This window comes from Streptomyces longispororuber (assembly GCF_014656095.1).
GTDB lineage: Bacteria > Actinomycetota > Actinomycetes > Streptomycetales > Streptomycetaceae > Streptomyces > Streptomyces longispororuber.
Map to the genome: position 1 here is coordinate 1 of NZ_BNBT01000156.1, position 20,144 is coordinate 20,144.

Below are 20,144 nucleotides of genomic sequence, written 5' to 3' on the forward strand. Positions count from 1 at the left end.
CGGGGTGGGTGCCCTCGGGCCCGGCGCCAGACCCGGCCCTCGGGCCCAGGCCTCAGGTGCCGGGCCTCCGGCGCAGGCCTCAGGCCTCAGGCCTCAGGCCGCGGGGCCCCGGCCCAGGCGGCGCGTCCGCCGCCGGACCAGAGCGGCTCCGGAGAGGCCGAGCGCCAGGGCGGCCCCGGCGGCGGCCACCGAGGAGACCACGGTGACCGCTCCGTCGGTGGACCCGGCGGCGGTTCCGGCCGCGGTCGCGGGACCGCTCTGGGAACCGGCGGCCTCCGGGGCGGCGCCGAAGCCGCCCGCCTTGCCGGACTTCGCGTACGCCGAGCCGGGGAGCTTGTCGCCGTACTCCTTGTGCACCCGCCGCTGGTAGGCGGCGACCGTGGTGCCGTCGGTGCCGACGGCCCGTACGGCGTCCCGGTCGAGCGGCAGGATCCGCGTCCCCTTCTGCACGTACCAGGCGTTGATCTGCGGCTCGTGGAAGACGGTGCCCCCGGGGAGCTTGTCGGCGCCCACGCGCGCGTAGCGGGTCTCGTCGTCCCCGGTGGCGATGTTCACGACCTGCCAGGAGCCGGACTGCTTGACGGTCCACAGCGACGCCTTCTGGCCGTCGGAGGAGACCGCCGTGCTGGCGAGGAACTGCATGCGGGCGATCGGCACGCCCTTCTTGCCCGCGACGAAGTCGGGCGACACGTAGTAGACGGGTACGGCCCGCTCCCCGGTGACGCGCGGGGCGGCCTTCGCCTTGGTGACGGCGCCGTCGCGGGCGAAGAACCGGGAGAGGGTGGCGAGGGTCTTCGGGGCCTCGGCCGCGTCGTGGGCGGCGCCCCGGGTGGCCTCGGACGGCGCGGCGGGCGCGGGGGGCGCGGCCGAGCCCTCGTCGGCACCGGCCTGCGGCGCCGCGAACCCGAGCAGCAGCGCGGCGGCCGTACCGGCGAACACGGCCTTCAGGAGACGGCCGCCGTGGCCGGCAGCGCCGTGGCGGTTGTCGTCGCTTGTGGGGCCGGGGCGGTTGTCGCCGTAGCGGTTGGCGTCGGCACAGGGGGTGCCGCTTTTGTCTTCGCGACGGCCCGTGGTGAAACGATCCGCCGCGGAGGCGTGGAGCTGGTGACGGTACATCCCTCTCACGCCCCTATCCGGTACAGCGAGTGCGTCCAGGAGAAGGTGTCATTGTCCACGTACCAGGCGTGGGAGGCCCAGTTGTAGCGGTTGTTGGAGGGCCACGGGTCGCCCCAGTACACGAAGCTGTTGGCCGTGTCGTAGCCGTAGACCGTGTGCATGTGACCGCCGCCCTGGGACCACAGGATGCGTGTCTCCACGGGGCGGTTGGCGTTGATCTCGGTCTGCACGGTGTCGTAGCGCAGCCAGCCGGTGACGTACGAGCCGGGCCTGACGCCCATCCACCTCAGGGCGGTCTGCACGTTGCCCAGTGTGGCCTGGTTGTTGGGGCACTCGGTGTTCTGGGAGCGGTTGAAGGCGGCGTTGCAGAACTGGTTCTGGGAGTAGTTCTTGCCCAGGTAGGTGGCGATGGTGTTGCCCGCGGCGGCCCAGCACCAGTTGCTCTTCTGCTGTGCCTGCATGGTGATGTCCAGGCGCTTGGCGGCGAGCGCCGAGGCGCCGGACGCGGGCACCCGCACGGCCGGTACGGCGGCCGGGGACGACGTGGGAGACGACGCCGAGGACGTCGTGGGGGCGGGCGGCGGTGCCGCGGGGCCTTGCGGGGCCGCCACGGCCGTTGCCGTGGGGACGGCGAACAGGGCCGTCGCGGCGAGGGCGAGGGCGGCAAGCCGTCTCCGCCGAGGGGGGTGGGTGGTTCTGTGAGGCATCGCGGTCCTCCCGAGCACAGTGGGGGTTCGAGGTGGAGGAGCGCGTCCGGACGCTGCGATTGAGCATCAAGGCTTGTTGACCCCTGGTCAACACGCTTCAATGCGAGGTTGATGAAACCGTGAACAACCCCCCACCCCTGTGAACACGGGCCGCGCGCCCACCTGGTCGCCCGCTCCGATCAGCGCGTACGTACCCGCGACCCGTGTGAACGTTCACAGAAAGGACCCGCGGTGCGGCACGCGACCTCCCCCACGCACTCCCCCGCCTCCCCCCGCGCCGGCCTCGTCCCGGCGGAGCTGGCCTCCGCCCTGCGCTCCGGCCCCTTCCACGTCGCCCTGCGCGCGGCCATCGCCGCGCGGCGGCTGCCCCTGCAACGGGTGCGCCACCACCTCGCGCGCCACGGCGTCAGCGTCGGGGTGACCAGCCTCAGCTACTGGCAGCAGGGCGCGCGCCGCCCGCAGCGCGCCGAGTCCCTGCGGGCCGTCCGCGCCCTGGAGGAGATACTCGACCTGCCCGACGAGTCGTTGATACGGCTGCTCGCCCAGGACGAGGAGCGGCCCGGCGGCGACCGCCCCACGGCCCGCTCGTACCGCTCCTTGGTGGAGGCCGCCGACATCCTCCAGGGCCTGCTGGCCGACCTGGGGTCCCCGCTGGACGGCGGGCTGCACACCGTCGGCCACCACGAGCGGGTGCGCATCGGCGCGGACCGCGAACTGCTCGGCCGCGACTCGGAGCACATCGTGCGCGCGCACCGGGACGGCATCGACCGCTACGTCGCCATCCACCACGGCGATCCGGGCTGCGTGCCCGAGCGCACCCGGGTCCTCGCGCTGGAGAACTGCCGCACCGGGCGCGTGCGCTGGCACCACGACACCGGCGTCCTGGTGGCCGAGCTGCTCTTCGACACGCGGCTGCGCACCGGGGACACGCACATGTTCCGGTACGGCTTCGAGGACGGCACGGCGGGGGTGAGCACCGAGTACGTCCGCGGCTTCAGCTTCGCGGGCGGGCAGTACGCGCTCCAGGTCAGCTTCGCCGCGGACGCCCTGCCCGTGCGCTGCCACCGGTTCACCCAGCAGTCGGCGGCCGCCCCGCGCGCGGGCCGCGACGAGCTGACGCTCAGCGGCAGCCACCGGTCGGTCCACCTGGTGGAGCCGCAGGTACGGGCCGGGATCGTCGGGATCGAGTGGGACTGGGACTGAACGCGGACCCGGATGCCGGGCGCGGGGTGCCGGGTGCCGGACGCGGGGGCGCCGGACGCCGGGAGCTGGGTGCCCGGCGCGGGACACCGGGTGCCGGGGAAGGGGCGAAGAGGCGTCCCGCTCGGGCTCCGGTGCCGGCGGTCAGGCCCCTGGGCCCGCCACGATCTTGCCGTCCTCGACCTTCACGGGCAGCTCCTTCAGCGGCGCGACCGCGGGCCGCTGGAGGACCTCGCCGTTCCTCGCGTCGAACTGGCTGCCGTGGCACTGGCAGATCAGCTTGCTGCCCTGGAGCTTCTCGATGGGGCACCTGGCGTGCGTGCAGATGCTGCTGAAGGCCTTGTACTCGTCCTCGGCGACGCGGCTGACGACCACGTTCTGGTCGGTGTAGAGCTTGGAGCCCCCCACCGGCACCTCGTCCGACGCGCCCAGGTCCACCGGCTTCGTCGGCGCCGAACGGTTGCCGTTGCCGTCGCCGGGCGAGCAGGCCGCCAGGCCGAGACCGGCGACCGGGGCGATCGCGGCGGCGCGCAGCACGGCGCGACGGGCGTGGGGGGTGCCGGACATGATGGCTCCACAGGTCAGCGGGTTGGGCAACGGTCGAACCCTATCGTTGTGGACCTTTGCGACCACGTGGGGCACCGGGTTGATCGCTTGCAGCGCAGGGCCGACCGCGCGGAGCACGAGTCTGACCGCCCGAGGCGCCGAGCTGCCCGCGTGGGGCGTGGCCGCGCCCGGGTGCCGCCCGGTCCGGGCCGCGTCGCCCGGCCAGGCCCTAGCCTGCCGTGCAGGCCCTAGCCTGGGCGGAAGCGGAGCGCGGGAAAGGAACCGTCAGTGATAGTCGTCGCAGGTGAGGCCCTCATCGACCTCGTTCCGCAGGAGGCGTCGCCGCGGCCACCGCGCGGTGGCGCGACCGGGTCCCCGGCCGGTGCGGGGCTCGCCCCGCTCGCGCCCCGGCTCGGCGGCGGGCCCTACAACACCGCGGTGGCGCTCGGCCGGCTCGGCACCCCCACCGCCTTCTGCTCGCGGATCTCGTCCGACGCGTTCGGCGAGGCCCTGCTCGCGGGGCTGCGCACGGCGGGCGTCGACGTGTCGTACGTGCAGCGCGGCGCCGAGCCGACGACGCTCGCCGTGGCCTCGATCGGCGCGGACGGCTCGGCCGGGTACTCGTTCTACGTCGAGGGCACGGCCGACCGGCTCTTCTCCGCGCCCGAGCGGCTCCCCGAGGGCACCCGCGCCGTGTCCTTCGGCACGTGCTCGCTGGTGCTCGAACCGGGCGCGAGCGCGTACGAGGCGCTGCTGCGGGACGCGGCGGCGGCCGGCGTGTGCACGGTCCTCGACCCCAACATCCGGGCCGGGCTCATCCCCGACGCGGATGCCTACCGCGCCCGGTTCAAGAGCTGGCTGCCGTCGGTGACCCTCCTGAAGGTCTCCGAGGAGGACGCGCGCTGGCTGGGCGGCACGCCCGAGGAGTGGCTGGCGTCCGGGCCCGCCGCGGTCGTGGTGACGCGCGGCGGCGAGGGCCTGTCGGTCGTCACGCGCGCGTGCGGGGAGGTCGGCGTGCCCGGTGTCCCCGTGGACGTCGTGGACACCATCGGCGCGGGCGACACGGTCAACGCCGCGCTGCTGCACGGCCTGGCCGCCCGGGACGCCCTCTCGGCGGACGCCGTGGCCGGGCTCGCCGCCGAGGAGTGGAGGTCCGTCCTGGGGTTCGCGGCACGCGCGGCGGCCGTGACGTGCTCCCGGGCCGGGGCGGAGCCGCCGTACGCCACCGAGGTGGACACGTGAGGCGCCCGGCGCGGGGCGGGCAGGTGCGGTCGGTGGCGCGTAGGCGTCGTCGCGCGCCGGAAGGGGCGCGGGCGCGGTCTCAGCAGCCGACCGCGCGCAGGCCCCCGGGCTGACGGCCGTTCAGCCGGTCGAGCGCGGCCACCGTGGCCTCGTCGGCCGGCAGGTGGACCAGGAGGCGCTGGCCGTCGATGTCGGGCAGGGCCAGCGTCTCGTACGACAGACGCAGGGCGCCCACCTCGGGGTGGGTGAGGCGCTCGACGCCGCTGCGGCGCGGTAGCCCGGGGACGGCCGTGACACGGTCGGCGAAGGGTGCTCCGGCGAGCACCGTCAACTCGTCGACGAGCTGTTGCGCGTGCGGGTCGATCAGCGTCACCTCGCTTCTGAGCTGCGCTATCTGCTCGTCGGCGACGCGCTCCCAGTCGGGGAAGGCGGTGCGGGCCCGGTCGTCGGTGAAGACGAACCGCAGCAGGTTCGGACGCTCGCCGTCCAGCAGCCCGAGCGGGCGCGCCACGCGCTCGTACCCCGTCGTGTACGCGATGACGTCGCTGAGCCGGTTGAGCAGCACGGCCGGGGTGGGCTCCAGGCGGTCGACCACCGCCTGCACGGTGGGACGCACGGCTTGGGCCGGGGGCGGGGCCGCCGAGCAGCAGGGGATGTCGGCGCCGCTGCTCAGCTTCTCCAGGCGGCGCAGGTGGAGGCGCTCCTCGATGGTCATGCGCAGGGCGTCGGCGAGCGCGCCGAGGACCTGGGGCGAGGGGTTGCGGTCGCGGCCCTGTTCGAGGCGGGTGAGGTACTCGACGCTGATGCCGGCGAGCGTGGCGACCTCGGAGCGCCGCAGGCCGGGTGTGCGGCGTCGTGGCCCGCTGGGCAGGCCGACCTCGATGGGGGTGACGGCTTCACGGCGTGCGCGCAGGAACGCGCCCAACTCGTTGTCGCTCACCGGTCCACCGCTCCCCGTTCTGCTTGTGTGCTTGCTGTGCTTGCCTGCTCGGCGTGCCTGCCCTGGCTGCTCTGCCTGCTGTCCTGTGCCTGTCTGCTCAGCCTGCTGTGCCTACCTGCTCGGCCTTGCTGTGCCTGACTGCTGTGCTGTGCCTGCTGCGCTCTGCTCTGTCTGCTGTGCCTGCCTGCTGTGCTGTCCTGTGCTCTGCCCGCTCTGCCTGCTGCGCTGTGCCTGCTTTGCCTGCCTGCTCGGCCTTGCTGTGCCTACTGCGCTCTGCTCTGTCTGCTGTGCTCTGCCCGCTGCGCGGTTGGCGCCCGCCGGTCCGCGTGGCCAAGTCTGCTGCTCCCGGCCCGCCACCCCGGTCTGCCGCTCCCGGTCTGCCGCTCCTGACCCCTCGCTCACCGGCCCGCCGCGCTGGCGGCCCGGTGGTCACCGGCCCGACACCGGCCGCCGCTCACCGTTCGAACGTAGCAGGGGCGCCCTGCGGTCGCGGCCCCTCATCGTGGCCCTGTCACTACCAGTCTCCGCCCGGCCTTCCTCCGCCCTGCGGGTCGTCCCAGAGTGGTCGGCATGACCTTCGAAACCACTGACACCGCCCCCGCCGTCACTCCTCTTCCGCTGTCCGCGGGCCGCTGGACCCTCGATCCGTTCCACTCCGCGGTGAACTTCACCATTCGCCACCTCGGCATCTCCAAGGTGCGGGGGCGCTTCACCGAGTTCGAGGCGGAGCTCGTGGTGGGCGAGACGCCGGAGACCAGCTCCGTGACGTCCACGATCAAGCTGGCGTCGATCGACACCGGCAACGCGGACCGCGACGCGCACGTCCGCGCCTCCGATCTGCTCGACGTGGAGCGCCGCCCGACGATGTCCTTCCGTTCGACGCGTCTCGCGGGCGCGGGCGAGGACTGGACCATGGAGGGCGAACTCACCATCGGGGAGGTGACGCGCCCGGTGACGCTGGCCGTGGAGTTCGGCGGGCTCGGCGAGTTCGGCGACACGCGGCACGCCGGGTTCGAGGCCACGGGCGAGATCCGGCGCAGCGAGTTCGGCCTGTCCTTCGCTCCCGGCATGCTCGGCGAGGTGGTGAAGATCCAGCTCGACATGCAGTTCCTGGAGCCGGGGAAGGGCGACGCGTAGGCGGTACTCCGGCGCCGCGCGGGTCGTGTGCTCCCCCGGTGCCGGGGTTTCTTCAGCCCTCGTTCTCGGAACCGTCCTTCTCGAAGGCGCCGTTCTTCTCGAAGGCGTCGTTCTTCTCGAAGCCGTCGTTCTCGAAGGCGCCGTGCCGTCCCGCTCCCGCGGTGAACCGGGCGGCGCCTTCGGCCGCTTCGGAGAGCGCGTGCAGACCGTGGCTCAGCTCCTCGGCCAGCGCCCGCTGTTCGGGCAGCCCGTGCTGAGCGCGGGCGGAGAGCCGGTCGTGCCGCAGACACGTCTGCGGGAACGCGGCGATACGGGCAGCCAGTTCCTCCGCGGCCGTACGGGCGGTGCCGTGCGGTACGACGCGGTTGACCAAACCCATGGCGAGGGCCTCGGCGGCGTCCACGGGGCGGCCGGTGAGGATCAGGTCCATGGCCCGCCCCTCGCCGACGATCCGAGGCAGGCGTACGGTTCCGCCGTCGATGAGCGGCACGCCCCAGCGGCGGCAGAACACGCCGAGCACGGCGTCGTCCTCGGCGACGCGCAGGTCGCACCAGAGGGCCAGTTCGAGGCCGCCCGCCACGGCGTGCCCGGAGACGGCGGCGATGACGGGCTTGGACAGCTCCAGGCGTGTGGGGCCCATCGGCCCGTCGTTCACCCCGTTCACCTCGGCTACGGCGTTGCCGTCCGGGGTACCCACGGCCTTGAGGTCGGCGCCCGCGCAGAAGGTGCCGCCCTCACCCCAGAGGACGGCGACCGACGCGTCCGGGTCGGCGTCGAAGGCGCGGAAGGCGTCCGCGAGGGCCCGGGCGGTGGGACCGTCGACGGCGTTGCGCACCTCGGGGCGGGAGAGGACGACGGTGGTGACGGGGCCTTGGCGCTCGCTGCGTACGGGCATGACGTCCAGCGGACCACGGTCGGAAACCCGTCCACAAGAGCCGTACGCGCCGTCGCCGGCAGGCCCACTGGAACCCCGCCACCGCCCACTCCGGTGCCCACCACCGGCCATCGCTCACCCGGCCCGCCCCGCCCCCGGCCCTGCCGCGGCAGGCGAGCCGACGGCCTTCGGCATGCCGGAGCCGCAGCGCCACCACCAACGGTTACAGCACAGCCCCCAGTGCCCGGGGTCACCCGGGCACCGGGGGCCGCGGCCGCCTGGCCCTGCGAGGGCGGGGAGCCCCGTCAGGCCTTGCGGCTCCGGGTCGCCTTCTTGGCGGGAGCCTTCTTCGCGGTGGTCTTCTTCGCCGCCGCGGCCTTCTGCGGGGCGGCCTTCTTGGCGGCGGACGCCGACGCTGCCTTCTTGGGGGCGGCCGCCGTCTTCTTCACGGTCGCCGCCCTGGCCGTCGCCGTCCTCTTCGCGGGGGCGGAGGTGGCCGCCACCGCCTTCTTCTTCGTGGCCCGCGCCGGAGGCGCCCCCGCGTCGCTGATCCGGTCGGCGGCGAGGATGTCCCGCAGGAACTTGCCCGTGTGGCTCGCGGGGACTCCGGCGACCTGCTCGGGGGTGCCCTCGGCGACGACGATGCCGCCGCCGCTGCCGCCCTCGGGACCCATGTCGACGATCCAGTCGGCCGTCTTGATCACGTCGAGGTTGTGCTCGATGACGATGACCGAGTTGCCCTTGTCGACCAGGCCGGAGAGAACCTTGATCAACTTGCTGATGTCCTCGAAGTGCAGACCGGTGGTCGGCTCGTCCAGGACGTAGACCGTGCGGCCCGTGGAGCGCTTCTGGAGCTCGCTCGCCAGCTTGACGCGCTGCGCCTCGCCGCCGGAGAGCGTGGGCGCGGGCTGGCCGAGCCGGACGTAGCCGAGGCCGACCTCGGTGAGCGTCTTCAGGTGGCGGGCGATGCCGGGGACCGCCTCGAAGAAGCCGAGCGCCTCCTCGATGGGCATGTCGAGGACCTCGGCGATCGACTTGCCCTTGTAGTGCACGTCCAGCGTCTCGCGGTTGTACCGCGCCCCGTGGCATACCTCACAGGGGACGTAGACGTCCGGGAGGAAGTTCATCTCGATCTTGATGGTGCCGTCGCCGGAGCAGTTCTCGCAGCGGCCGCCCTTGACGTTGAACGAGAAGCGTCCCGGGAGGTACCCGCGGACCTTGGCCTCCGTGGTCTCCGCGAACAGCTTGCGGATGTGGTCGAAGACACCGGTGTACGTCGCCGGGTTCGACCGCGGGGTGCGGCCGATGGGCGACTGGTCGACGTGGACGACCTTGTCGACGAGGTCGTCGCCCTCCACGCGCGTGTGGCGGCCGGGCACGGTCCGTGCGCCGTTCAGCTCCCGGGCCAGGTGCGTGTACAGGATGTCGTTGACGAGGGTCGACTTGCCGGAGCCGGAGACGCCCGTGACGGCGGTGAGCACGCCGAGCGGGAAGGAGACGTCGATGTCCCGCAGGTTGTTCTCACGGGCGCCGTGCACCGTCAGGCGGCGGGCCGGGTCGGTGGGGCGGCGGACGTCGGGGACGGCGATCGCCTTCTTGCCCGACAGGTACTGCCCGGTCATCGACTTGTCGTTGGCCAGCAGCTCCTTCAGCGAGCCGCTGTGCACGACCTTGCCGCCGTGCTCGCCCGCGCCGGGGCCGATGTCGACGACCCAGTCGGCGACCTTGATGGTGTCCTCGTCGTGCTCGACGACGATGAGGGTGTTGCCCATGTCACGGAGGCGGACCAGCGTCTCGATGAGGCGGTGGTTGTCCCGCTGGTGCAGTCCGATGGAGGGTTCGTCCAGGACGTAGAGCACGCCGACCAGGCCGGAGCCGATCTGGGTGGCGAGCCGGATGCGCTGCGCCTCGCCGCCGGAGAGGGTGCCCGCTGCGCGGTTCAGCGAGAGGTAGTCGAGGCCGACGTCGACGAGGAAGCGCAGCCGCTCGTTGACCTCCTTGAGGACACGCTCGGCGATCTTCTTGTCGCGGGCGGTCAGCTTGAGCTGGGCGAGGAAGTCCGCGCAGTCGCTGATGGACATCGCCGAGACCTCGGCGATGGACTTCCCCATGACCGTGACGGCGAGGACGATCGGCTTCAGGCGCGTGCCCTCACAGGTGGGGCAGGGCACCTCGCGCATATAGCCCTCGAAGCGCTCGCGGCTGGAGTCGCTCTCCGCCTCGGAGTGGCGCCGCTTGACGAAGGGGACAGCGCCCTCGAAGGCGGTGGTGTAGACCCGCTCGCGGCCGTACCGGTTGCGGTAGCGGACCTCGATCTGGGTCTTGTGGCCGTACAGCAGGGCCTTCTTGGCGCGCTGCGGCAGGCCCGCCCAGGGCATGTCCATGGAGAAGCCGAGGGCGTCGGCGAGCGCGCTCACCAGGCGGTTGAAGTAGTCCTTGGTGTGGCCGTGCGACCAGGGGTGGATGGCGCCCTCTGCGAGCGACTTCTCCTCGTCCGGCACGAGCAGCTCGGGGTCGACCTCCATGCGGGTGCCGATGCCCGTGCACTCCGGGCAGGCGCCGAAGGGCGAGTTGAACGAGAAGGAGCGGGGCTCCAGCTCCTCGAAGGACAGGTCGTCGTACGGGCAGTAGAGGTGCTCCGAGTACATGCGCTCGCGCTCGGGGTCGTCCTCGGGGAGGTCGACGAAGTCGAGGACGACCATGCCGCCGGAGAGGCCGAGGGCGGTCTCCACGGAGTCGGTCAGGCGGCGCTTGGCGCTCTCCTTCACCGTGAGGCGGTCGACGACCACCTCGATGGTGTGCTTCTCCTGCTTCTTCAGCTTGGGGGGCTCGGAGAGCTGGATCGTCTGGCCGTCGACCCGGGCGCGGCTGTAGCCCTTCGTCTGGAGGTCGGCGAAGAGGTCGACGAACTCGCCCTTGCGCTCGCGCACGAGCGGCGACAGGACCTGGAAGCGGCTGCCCTCGGGCAGCTCCAGGACCTTGTCGACGATCGCCTGCGGCGACTGGCGGGTGATCGGGCGGCCGCACTCGGGGCAGTGCGGCTTGCCGACCCGCGCGAACAGCAGGCGCAGGTAGTCGTACACCTCGGTGATGGTGCCGACCGTCGAGCGCGGGTTGCGCGAGGTGGACTTCTGGTCGATGGACACCGCGGGCGACAGGCCCTCGATGAAGTCGACGTCCGGCTTGTCCATCTGGCCGAGGAACTGGCGGGCGTACGACGAGAGGGACTCGACGTACCGCCGCTGGCCCTCGGCGAAGATCGTGTCGAAGGCGAGCGAGGACTTTCCGGACCCGGACAGACCGGTGAAGACGATGAGGGAGTCACGCGGGAGGTCGAGCGAGACGTTCTTGAGGTTGTGCTCGCGCGCGCCACGGACGATGAGACGGTCGGCCACGCCGGTCCGCACCTTTCTTGAGAGAAGTGACAGGGGCGGGGCCCCCGTCTCTTCAAGACTAGGGCGACCCACTGACAACGCCGGGCCGGAATCCTCTGGTGGGGGTGAAACCCGGACCATCAAGAGTGCCCGATGCCACCGTCGAGCGTATAGCACGGACATTCGATTTGAGGGGGTGGTCGATCGCCTTCACCCGAACGGGTGGCGGGGCTATCGTCAGGTCCATGATTGATCATGTGCGCGACCTGGCGTCTGTACGTGACGCGACCGAACGGCTGCTCAGCGCAGCCTCCGCATGGGACAACGCCGCGGCCGCCGAGCCGTCACGGCTGCCCGGCTGGAGCCGCGGCCACGTCCTCACCCATCTCGCGCGGAACGCCGACGCGCTCGTGAACGTCCTCGCGGGCCGTCCCATGTACGCGAGCGCCGAGGCCCGCGACGGCGACATCGAGCGCGGCGCCCCCAGACCGCTGGCCGAGCAGATCGAGGACGTCCGGCTCTCGGCGGCCCGCTTCCAGGACGAGGCCGCCCGCCCCGCGGACTGGTCCCGCACGGTGGAGCTGCGCAACGGCGTCACCGACTCCGCGTCCCGGGTGCCCTTCCGCCGCTGGGTCGAGGTGGAGCTGCACCACGTGGACCTCGGGGTCGGCTACGAGCTGGAGGACCTGCCCGAGGAGTTCGTGGAGCGCGAGATCGCCTTCCTCACGGACCGCTTCGCCGGCAACCCCGACGTCCCGGCGACCCGTGTGACCGACTCCACGCGCGCGTGGAGCACCGGCCGCGCCCCGCGGCATGGCGAGGAGCCCGAGGTCACCGTCACCGGCCCGGCGCCCGCCCTGCTCGGCTGGCTCGCCGGCCGCCGCGACGGCTCCGCGCTGACCGCCGACGGCGGCCCGCTGCCCGCCCTGCCCCCGCTCTAGAACGGATTAGGCTGATTTCCATGACGTACAGCGGAGCGGTGACGGTCGGCGGACCCGCGGACGTGCACGAGCTGCCGGACCTGATGATCTCGAAGGTCGCGGTCGGGCCGATGGACAACAACGCCTATCTCCTGCGCTGCCGGGCCACCGACGAGCAGCTTCTCATCGACGCGGCGAACGAGCCCGGGACGCTGCTCACCCTGATCGGCGACGACGGCATCTCGGCCGTCGTCACCACGCACCAGCACGGGGACCACTGGCAGGCCCTGGCGGACGTCGTCGCGGCCACCGGCGCGCGCACGTACGCGGGCCGGGAGGACGCCGACGGCATCCCGGTGCCCACGGACGTCCTCGTCGACGACGGCGACACGATCACTTTCGGCCGGATCTCGCTCACCGCCCGCCATCTCGTGGGCCACACGCCGGGCTCGATCGCCCTCGTGTACGACGACCCGCACGGCCACCCGCACGTCTTCACCGGCGACTGCCTCTTCCCCGGGGGCGTGGGGAACACCTGGAAGGACCCGGAGAAGTTCGCGCGCCTCATCGAGGACGTGGAGACGAAGATCTTCGGCACGCTGCCCGACGAGACGTGGGTCTACCCGGGCCACGGCAACGACACGACCCTCGGCGCCGAGCGCCCCCACCTGCCGGAGTGGCGCGAGCGCGGCTGGTGACGCGCCCGCGCGCGGGACGGCCCTCCCCCGAGCCGGGCCCGTCCCGCGCGCGTGACCGCCGAGGACAGCACGCGGCCCCCTGGGAGCGGCAGTACGTGCCTCCCTGTGAGGGGCAGCACGCGGCCCTGTGGGAGCGGCGCTGCTGTCGGCCCTCTAGGAGCGGGCCGCCAGCAGCGCCGCCACCCGCTCCACCCCGAACACGTAGCCCTGTACGCCGCAGCCCGCGATGACGCCGTCGGCGCGCTGCGAGACGTACGAGTGGTGCCGGAAGGCCTCCCGCTGGTGGATGTTGGAGATGTGCACCTCCACCACCGGCAGGCCGTCGCAGGTGTTGAGCGCGTCCAGGAGGGCGACGGACGTGTGCGAGTAGGCGGCCGGGTTGATGACGATGCCCGCGTGGTGCTCGCGCGCCTCGTGGATCCAGTCCACCAGCTCGCCCTCGTGGTTGGACTGCCGCAGGTCGACCGTCCCGCCGTGCGCCGCGGCCGCCTCGGCGCACAGGGCCTCGACGTCGGCGAGGGTGTCGGTGCCGTAGATCTCCGGCTGGCGCTTGCCCAGGAGGTTCAGGTTGGGCCCGTTCAGGATCATGACGGGGGCGGTGGCGAGGGTGTGGGGCACTGGGACCTCCTGCGTCGGGCTGCTGCTCACAGACGGTTTATCACGCTGTGCGCGGGGCACGGCCGGACGTACGCTGCCGGGCATGACGCCCTCCACGGAACCGCCCCGGTACCCGCCGAAGCCCGTACCGGGAGACCGCGTCGCGGTCGTCTCGCCGTCCGCCGGGCTGCCGGAGCTCTTCCCGCTCCCCTACGACCTCGGCCTGGCACGCCTGCGCCAGCGGTACCACCTGGAGCCGGTGGAGTACCCGACCACCCGGAAGATGGGTGCCTCGCCGCAGGAGCGTGCCGACGACCTGCACGCCGCGTTCGCCGATCCGACGGTGAAGGCTGTCATCGCGACCATCGGCGGTGACGACCAGATCACCGTCCTGCCGCACCTCGACCGGGAGTTGATCCGCGCCCACCCGAAGCCGTTCTTCGGCTTCAGCGACAACACCGTCCTGCACGCCTTCCTGTGGCAGACCGGCATCGTCAGCTTCCACGGCGCGTCGGTGATGTGCGAGCTGGGGCGGCCTGGCGCCATGGCCCGGCAGACCGCCGACTCGCTGCGCGCCGCGCTGTTCGTACCGGGGCCCTACGCGGTGGTCCCGGCCGACCGCTTCCGCGTCGTCGACGTCCCCTGGGACGACCCCGCCTCGTTCACGGGCGAGCCGGAGACCGAGCCGGGCCACGGCTGGACCTGGCACCTGCCGGACGGCGCGCAGCAGGTCGTGGAGGGCCGTTCCTGGGGCGGCAGCCTGGAGGTGCTGTCCTGCCTCCTGATGGCCGACCGCGAGATCGCCCGCGACCCCGCGGTGTACGACGGGCACGTGCTGTTCCTGGAGACCTGCGAGGAACTCCCCTCCGCCACCGAGGTGTTCCGGGTCCTGCGGAACATGGGCGAGCGCGGGCTGCTGGCCCGCTTCGGCGCGCTCCTGATGGGGCGCCCCAAGACCTGGAGCTTCGACCGGCCCAACACCCCGCAGCAGCGCGACCGTTACGCCCTGGAGCAGCGCGAGGCGGTCCTGCGGGCGCTCGCGGCGTACGCCCCGCGGACCCTCGCCGTCTTCGACGTGGACCTGGGGCACACCGATCCCCAGTACGTGATCCCGTACGGAGGGGTCATACGCGTCGACGGCCAGGAGCGGCGGGTCACCGTCACCTACTGAGCGCGTCACCGTCACGCGCACTGACCGCGTCACCGTCACCTGCTGTGCGCCTCATCGCCGTTCGCCGCGCACAGCAGACGGCGTCGGGCGGGGGGCGTGCGCGTGTGCCCCAGGGCTACCCGGGGCACACGCACACCGCACTGATGCGCGGTCGAACCTCCGCGCGCCCCCGTAACCGCCCGTCACGGCGGGTAGTTGTCGCATCGTGCACACCAGTGACTCCACCAAGAGCCGGCCCCCGGGGCCCTCGCTGCCGCGTCTCGCCGCCGCCTCGCTCGCCGGGACGGCCATCGAGTTCTACGACTTCTTCGTCTACGGCACCGCGGCGGCGCTGGTGCTCGGGCCGCTGTTCTTCCCGACGTTCTCGCCGCTCGCGGGCACGCTCGCCGCCTTCGGGACCTTCGGTGTGGGTTTCGTGGCGCGCCCCCTGGGCTCGGTCGTCTTCGGGCACGTGGGCGACCGGTACGGGCGGCGGCCCGTCATGGTGGTCTCGCTGCTCATGACCGGGCTCGCCACCGTCGCCGTCGGCTGTGTGCCGACGTACGAGTCGATCGGTGCCGCCGCGCCCCTGCTGCTGCTCGTGCTGCGCTTCGTGCAGGGCGTCGGGCTCGGCGGCGAGTGGGGCGGCGCGGTCCTGCTGACCGCCGAGCACGCGCCCGCCGAGCGGCGCGCGCTGTGGGCGAGCTTCCCGCAGATCGGCCCCGCGATCGGTTTCGTGTGCGCCAATGGCATCACGCTGCTGCTCTCGGTGACGCTCACGGAGGCGCAGTTCGCCGCCTGGGGGTGGCGGATCCCGTTCTGGGTGGCGGGGCTGCTCGCGGCGGCCGGTCTTGCCCTGCGCGCGTCGCTCGCGGAGAGCCCGGACTTCCTGGCGGTGCGCGAGCCCGCGCGCGTGCCGCTCGCCGAGCTGCTGCGCGGTCACTGGCGGCTCGTCCTGCTCACGGCGGGCGGCCTGGCCGTCGGGTACGCGGTGTTCTACACCGTCACCACGTGGTCGCTCGCGTACGGCGTCGAGCGGCTCGGGGTGAGCCGCACGGTGATGCTGACGTGCATCATGGCGGCCGTCGTCGCCAAGGGCGCCCTGACGCCCGTGGCGGCCCACCTGGGGGACCGCTTCGGCCGGCGTCCGCTGTGCCTGGCGGGGTGCGCGGCGCTCGCGCTGTGGATGTTCCCGATGGTCGGGCTGCTGGCCACGGGCGAGCCGCTGCTGATGTTCGGCGGCTTCCTGGTGGCGCTGCTCGGGTTCGTGACGATGTTCGGGGTGGTCGCCGCCTATCTGCCGGAGCTGTACGAGCCGCGTGTGCGCTGCACGGGGGCGGCGGTGGGCTACAACCTGGCGGGGGTGCTCGGCGGCGCGCTCACGCCCCTCGTGGCGACGGCGGCGGCCCGCGGCGAGGGCCCGCCGTGGGGCGTGGCGGCCTATCTGACGGCCGTGGCGGTGTTCAGCCTCGGCTGCTTCGCGCTGCTGCCGGAGACGCGGCCCGCGCGCCCGGTGGTGGCGGTCACGGGCTGACCGTCACCACCGGGTCGGGCGCGGGGCCCGCCGCCTGTGGGGAGCCCGGGGGCCGTCTCACGGGTTGACGGCCAGCTCCAGGTACGCCGCGAACAGGACCAGGTGGACGCCGCCCTGGAGGAGCGTGGCCCGGCCCGGCACGACCGTGAGGGTGCTGACGCCGACCGTGAGCAGGAGCAGCACCATGTGGGTCGAGCTGAGCCCGAGGACGAGCGGCCCGGAGAGCCACACGGAGGCGACGGCGACGGCCGGGATGGTCAGGCCGATGCTGGCCATGGCGGAGCCCAGGGCGAGGTTCAGGCTGGTCTGCACCCGGTCGCGGCGGGCGGCGCGTACGGCGGCGATGGTCTCCGGGAGCAGCACGAGCAGCGCGATGATCACGCCGACGACGGCGTGCGGCATGCCCGCGGACTCGACGCCCGACTCGATGGTGGGCGACACGCCCTTGGCGAGGCCGACGACGCCGACCAGGGCGAGCGCGAGCAGGCCGAGACTGATCAGGGCGGTGCGCTTGGAGGGGCCTTCCGCGTGGTCGTCGGTGTCGAGGACCTTGCCCTCGGGGGTGACCGGCAGGAAGTAGTCGCGGTGGCGGACGGTCTGCGTCGCCACGAAGAGGCCGTACAGGACGAGGGAGGCCAGGGCCGCGAAGGTGAGCTGCGAGGTCGAGAACTCGGGGCCGGGCTTGGAGGTCGTGAAGGTCGGCAGGACCAGGCTGAGCGTGGCCAGCGTGGCGACGGTCGCGAGGGCCGCGCCGGTGCCCTCGGGGTTGAAGACCGCGACGCGGTGGCGCAGGGCCGTGGTCAGCAGGCACAGGCCGACGATGCCGTTGCAGGTGATCATGACGGCGGCGAAGACGGTGTCGCGCGCCAGTGTGGAGCTCTTGTCGCCGCCGTCGGCCATCAGGGTGACGATCAGGGCCACCTCGATGATGGTGACCGCGACGGCGAGGACGAGGGAGCCGAAGGGTTCGCCGACGCGGTGCGCGATCACCTCCGCGTGGTGGACCGCGGCGAGGACGGCTCCGGCGAGGACCACCGTCACCAGGGCGACGACCGCGCCGGGCAGTTCCCTGCCCCAGGTGAGGGCGAGCAGGACGACTCCGAGAACGGGCACGGCGGCCGTCCACCGCGAGGTGAGGGACCGGAGCCTGGGGATCATGTCTTCGATGCTGCCCCGCGCGCGGGAGGGCCGCGAGTCCATACGTTCCTCTCTATGCGGGAGCGGTGCACAGTCGGGGACTGTGCACCGCTCCGGGTGGTCATTCGTGGGGGCCGCTCCCCCTGGGGTCGAACGCTGTCTCCTGGACCTCGGAGGGCTGGTTGCTGATTGCTGGTCGCCGTCCGTCGCCCAGGGGGTCGGGCGCTGTCACGCCTCCGTGGACATTGCGGCCTCCCGGTGGTACCGGTTACGCCTCCACGCTGTCCTTCGGGGCCTCGTCCTTGCCGGCCGCCTCGGCCGCCTCGCGCTCCTCCTGCTTCTTGGAGGCCATGAGGCTCGTGATCGTCGTGATGATCAGGACGCCGCAGATGACGCCGAGCGAGACCGGGATGGAGATCTCCGGGACGTGGACGCCGGACTCGTGCAGCGCGTGCAGCACGAGCTTCACCCCGATGAAGCCGAGGATCACGGACAGGCCGTAGCTGAGGTGGACCAGCTTCTTGAGGAGGCCGCCGATGAGGAAGTAGAGCTGCCGCAGACCCATCAGGGCGAAGGCGTTGGCCGTGAAGACGATGTACGGGTCCTGGGTGAGGCCGAAGATCGCGGGGATGGAGTCCATCGCGAACAGCACGTCGGTGGTGCCGATGGCGAGCATGACGACCATGAGGGGCGTCATGATCCGCTTGCCGTTCTTCTGGATGAACAGCTTCGTGCCCTCGTACCGGTCCGAGACGCCGAACTTGCGCTCGATGGACTTCAGCAGGCGGTTCTCCTCCCAGTCCTCTTCCTCCTCGTCAGCGCGCGCCTCCTGGATGAGCTTCCAGGCGGTGTAGATCAGGAACGCGCCGAACAGGTAGAAGACCCAGGAGAAGCTGGCGATGATCGCGGCGCCGGCCGCGATGAAGATCGCGCGCAGGACGAGTGCGATCAGCACACCGAACAGCAGCACGCGCTGCTGGAGGTGCGAGGGCACCGAGAACTTCGCCATGATCAGGAGGAAGACGAAGAGGTTGTCGACGCTCAGCGACTTCTCGGTGACGAAGCCCGCGAAGAACTCGCCCGAGGCCTGAGTCTCGCCCGCGATCAGCAGGCCGAGGCCGAAGAGCACGGCGAGCACGATCCAGACGATCGTCCAGGTGCCGGCTTCCTTGATCGATACGTCGTGGGGCTTGCGCCCGATGAAGAAGTCGACCGCGATCAGGGCACACAGACCGAGAACGGTCAGCACCCACAAGGTCATCGAAACGTCCACTGCGCCTCCGGCTTCGTACGGCTACTGATCAGCGTCGTCGCTGCCGGAGGTCTCTTCCACCCGGGCACCGGACGGTGCTGCACGGGCCGACGCCCCGGGACCGATGGCGATCCGTATTGACGGGAACGTCGCGTACGGGAGTACTCCCCTCCGCTGACACCAGGGTACGCGAAAGACCAAGGTTAGGTAAAGGGAACGGCAAACTAGCTTCAAAAAGCCAGGTCAGAGCGGGGTGAGGTCACTTAGTCGACTTGACGGAAGCGCTGCGCGGGCCTGCCGCCAGGGGCGTGCGTCGGCGGGATGGTGGGGTTGCGGGACGTGCGCGGCCCGCGCTCAGCGGCTGCCCGTGCGCCGGGCCCTGCCCACGCCCGTCAGGACGTGGTGCAGGACCTCGCTGCCGGGCGGGGGCAGCGGCGGCTCGTACGTCCACGCGTGGCCGACCCAGGGGTCGGCGAGGTGGTCGTCGGGCACGGGGGTCAGGCGCAGGAGCGCGCGCCACAGCGGGTCGAGCAGCGGGCCGTACTCCCGGGCGTCCTCCCGGTCGGCGACCATCATCAGGTGGACGCCGACGGCCGGGCCCTCGTCGGCCAGGTAGCGCAACTGGGTCACGGCGCGGTCGTCGAAGCCGTGCGGGAAGTCGTGCACCACGAGGAGGTGCTCGCCGGTGTCCAGGTCCGGCGGCAGGGACGAGGCGACGCCGCCGCGCACCGCCATCTGCACCAGGTCCACGCGCTGGGTGAGCTTGGTGAGCAGGGCCGAGACGCCGGCGGCGCCGGAGGCGGGCGGCTCGTCGAGCGCCCCGGTCTCCAGCAGCGGGGCGAACGCGGCGGCGCCGGTGCCCACCGGGTCGATGGCGTGCACGGTGAACTCGCCGGGCGGGTACGCGGCGAGCAGGCGCGCGGCGTGCGCGACGGCGCTGTCCAGGGCGAGGCGGGGCAGCGCCTCGGAGTCGGTGAGCGCGTCCAGGCCGGAGCGGCCGCTGTCGATCCACAGGCCGCGTTCCAGCGGCAGCCGGACCAGCATGGGGATGCGCAGGTCGGGGCGCTCGGGCAGGTGGAGCGCCCCGAGGCGCACGGCCATGGGGATCTCCATGGGCGCGCGGTACGCGTGCCAGACGGGGTTCGACCAGTCCGCGAAGGCCGGGGGCAGCGCGGGCTCGACGACGTCGGCCTCGGCGGCGAGCTGGGCCAGGTCGCGGTCGAGGGCGGCCTTGGCCTGGTCGGTGAGGGCGGTGTGCTTGGCGCGGGCGGCCTCGCGCGCCGTGTCGCCCGCGCCGCCGATGCGGTTGCGCGGGTCGGAGAGGGCCTTGTCGAGCTCCTGCTCCATGCGGGAGTCGGCGAAGTCGACGGCGCTGCGGTAGGCCGCCGTGGTGCGGGCGAGGTCCTCGAACATGCCCCACACCTGGTTGTAGAGGCGCTCCTCCATGGACCAGCCGGTGGCGTCCCCGGCGACGGGCCGGGCGGGCGGCCCCGGCGTGGCCCCGGGCGCGGCGGGCGCGGGCGGCGGGGGCGCGGCGGTCTGCCGGCGCGGGTGGGTGTAGTCGACGGGGCCGGTGTCGCCGGGCGGGGACGGCGGGGTGGCGTCGCCGGCCTGCCGGGGGGCCGGGGTGCCCTGCGGGGCCGGGGCGACGGGCTGCTGCGGGCCGGGCGTGACGGCCTGCGGGCCGGGGGTGCCCTCCGGCGCGGGCGGGTGCTGTCCC

At 72.7% G+C, this 20,144-nt stretch carries 16 protein-coding genes and 1 pseudogene; 7 read left to right on the plus strand and 10 right to left on the minus strand.

Annotated elements, in window-relative coordinates:
* Positions 1-93: 93 nt before the first annotated feature.
* Together IE330_RS32110 and IE330_RS32115 are read right to left on the minus strand one after the other, a co-directional pair.
* A complete protein-coding gene (locus IE330_RS32110; RefSeq protein WP_229926072.1) occupies positions 94-1,116 on the minus strand; it encodes a hypothetical protein in 1,023 nt (340 codons plus the stop codon).
* A gap of 5 nt (positions 1,117-1,121) precedes the next feature.
* Positions 1,122-1,823 (minus strand): papain-like cysteine protease family protein, encoded by a 702-nt coding sequence (locus tag IE330_RS32115; protein ID WP_190139693.1) that lies wholly within the window; start codon positions 1,821-1,823, stop codon positions 1,122-1,124.
* 231 nt (positions 1,824-2,054) lie between these two features.
* On the opposite strand from IE330_RS32115, the gene IE330_RS32120 reads away from it, so the two are divergent.
* The gene (locus tag IE330_RS32120; RefSeq protein WP_373314781.1) at positions 2,055-3,026 is read left to right on the plus strand and encodes a hypothetical protein; all 972 of its coding nucleotides are present in this window, start codon (positions 2,055-2,057) and stop codon (positions 3,024-3,026) included.
* Positions 3,027-3,167: 141 nt separating this feature from the next.
* On the opposite strand, the gene IE330_RS32125 is transcribed toward IE330_RS32120, so the two are convergent.
* Positions 3,168-3,590 (minus strand): Rieske (2Fe-2S) protein, encoded by a 423-nt coding sequence (locus IE330_RS32125; protein WP_190139694.1) that lies wholly within the window; start codon positions 3,588-3,590, stop codon positions 3,168-3,170.
* A 267-nt stretch (positions 3,591-3,857) separates the two neighbouring features.
* Here IE330_RS32125 and IE330_RS32130 point away from each other — a divergent pair, with 267 nt between their 5' ends.
* Entirely contained in the window at positions 3,858-4,811 is a 954-nt protein-coding gene (locus tag IE330_RS32130) for a carbohydrate kinase family protein (protein WP_190139695.1), read from the plus strand.
* Between the two features lie 79 nt (positions 4,812-4,890).
* Here the strand turns inward: IE330_RS32130 and IE330_RS32135 are convergent, their stop codons facing one another.
* Positions 4,891-5,751, minus strand: coding sequence for a helix-turn-helix domain-containing protein (locus IE330_RS32135; RefSeq protein WP_190139696.1), 861 nt, complete (start codon positions 5,749-5,751; stop codon positions 4,891-4,893).
* 570 nt (positions 5,752-6,321) lie between these two features.
* Here IE330_RS32135 and IE330_RS32140 point away from each other — a divergent pair.
* Positions 6,322-6,888 carry a YceI family protein gene (locus IE330_RS32140; protein ID WP_190139697.1) on the plus strand — a complete coding sequence of 189 codons (567 nt, stop codon included), beginning with the start codon at positions 6,322-6,324 and terminating at the stop codon, positions 6,886-6,888.
* 52 nt (positions 6,889-6,940) lie between these two features.
* On the opposite strand, the gene IE330_RS32145 is transcribed toward IE330_RS32140, so the two are convergent.
* Together IE330_RS32145 and uvrA are read right to left on the minus strand one after the other, a co-directional pair.
* Positions 6,941-7,783: a crotonase/enoyl-CoA hydratase family protein gene (locus IE330_RS32145; RefSeq protein WP_229926073.1), complete on the minus strand. Its 843-nt coding sequence runs from the start codon at positions 7,781-7,783 to the stop codon at positions 6,941-6,943.
* A 284-nt stretch (positions 7,784-8,067) separates the two neighbouring features.
* Positions 8,068-11,157 carry an excinuclease ABC subunit UvrA gene (uvrA, locus tag IE330_RS32150; RefSeq protein WP_190139698.1) on the minus strand — a complete coding sequence of 1,030 codons (3,090 nt, stop codon included), beginning with the start codon at positions 11,155-11,157 and terminating at the stop codon, positions 8,068-8,070.
* Between the two features lie 224 nt (positions 11,158-11,381).
* On the opposite strand from uvrA, the gene IE330_RS32155 reads away from it, so the two are divergent.
* Complete coding sequence (locus IE330_RS32155) at positions 11,382-12,077, plus strand: maleylpyruvate isomerase family mycothiol-dependent enzyme (RefSeq protein WP_190139699.1); 696 nt, start codon at positions 11,382-11,384, stop codon at positions 12,075-12,077.
* Between the two features lie 20 nt (positions 12,078-12,097).
* Positions 12,098-12,754: an MBL fold metallo-hydrolase gene (locus IE330_RS32160; protein ID WP_190139700.1), complete on the plus strand. Its 657-nt coding sequence runs from the start codon at positions 12,098-12,100 to the stop codon at positions 12,752-12,754.
* Positions 12,755-12,907: 153 nt separating this feature from the next.
* Here the strand turns inward: IE330_RS32160 and aroQ are convergent, their stop codons facing one another.
* Positions 12,908-13,372: a type II 3-dehydroquinate dehydratase gene (aroQ, locus tag IE330_RS32165; RefSeq protein ID WP_190139701.1), complete on the minus strand. Its 465-nt coding sequence runs from the start codon at positions 13,370-13,372 to the stop codon at positions 12,908-12,910.
* Between the two features lie 82 nt (positions 13,373-13,454).
* On the opposite strand from aroQ, the gene IE330_RS32170 reads away from it, so the two are divergent.
* Together IE330_RS32170 and IE330_RS32175 are read left to right on the plus strand one after the other, a co-directional pair.
* On the plus strand, positions 13,455-14,522 hold the full coding sequence (locus tag IE330_RS32170) for a S66 family peptidase (protein WP_190139702.1): 1,068 nt from the start codon (positions 13,455-13,457) through the stop codon (positions 14,520-14,522).
* 250 nt (positions 14,523-14,772) lie between these two features.
* Positions 14,773-16,035, plus strand: coding sequence for an MFS transporter (locus tag IE330_RS32175; RefSeq protein WP_190139707.1), 1,263 nt, complete (start codon positions 14,773-14,775; stop codon positions 16,033-16,035).
* Positions 16,036-16,092: 57 nt separating this feature from the next.
* Here IE330_RS32175 and IE330_RS32180 read toward each other — a convergent pair whose 3' ends face one another.
* From IE330_RS32180 to IE330_RS32190, 3 genes and pseudogenes are all read right to left on the minus strand, one after another.
* Positions 16,093-17,193 (minus strand): calcium:cation antiporter, encoded by a 1,101-nt coding sequence (locus IE330_RS32180; RefSeq protein ID WP_190139703.1) that lies wholly within the window; start codon positions 17,191-17,193, stop codon positions 16,093-16,095.
* Between the two features lie 247 nt (positions 17,194-17,440).
* The gene (locus tag IE330_RS32185) at positions 17,441-18,445 is read right to left on the minus strand and encodes a TerC/Alx family metal homeostasis membrane protein (RefSeq protein WP_190139704.1); all 1,005 of its coding nucleotides are present in this window, start codon (positions 18,443-18,445) and stop codon (positions 17,441-17,443) included.
* Positions 18,446-18,778: 333 nt separating this feature from the next.
* Positions 18,779-20,144: pseudogene (locus tag IE330_RS32190) on the minus strand (TerD family protein); the annotation flags it as partial.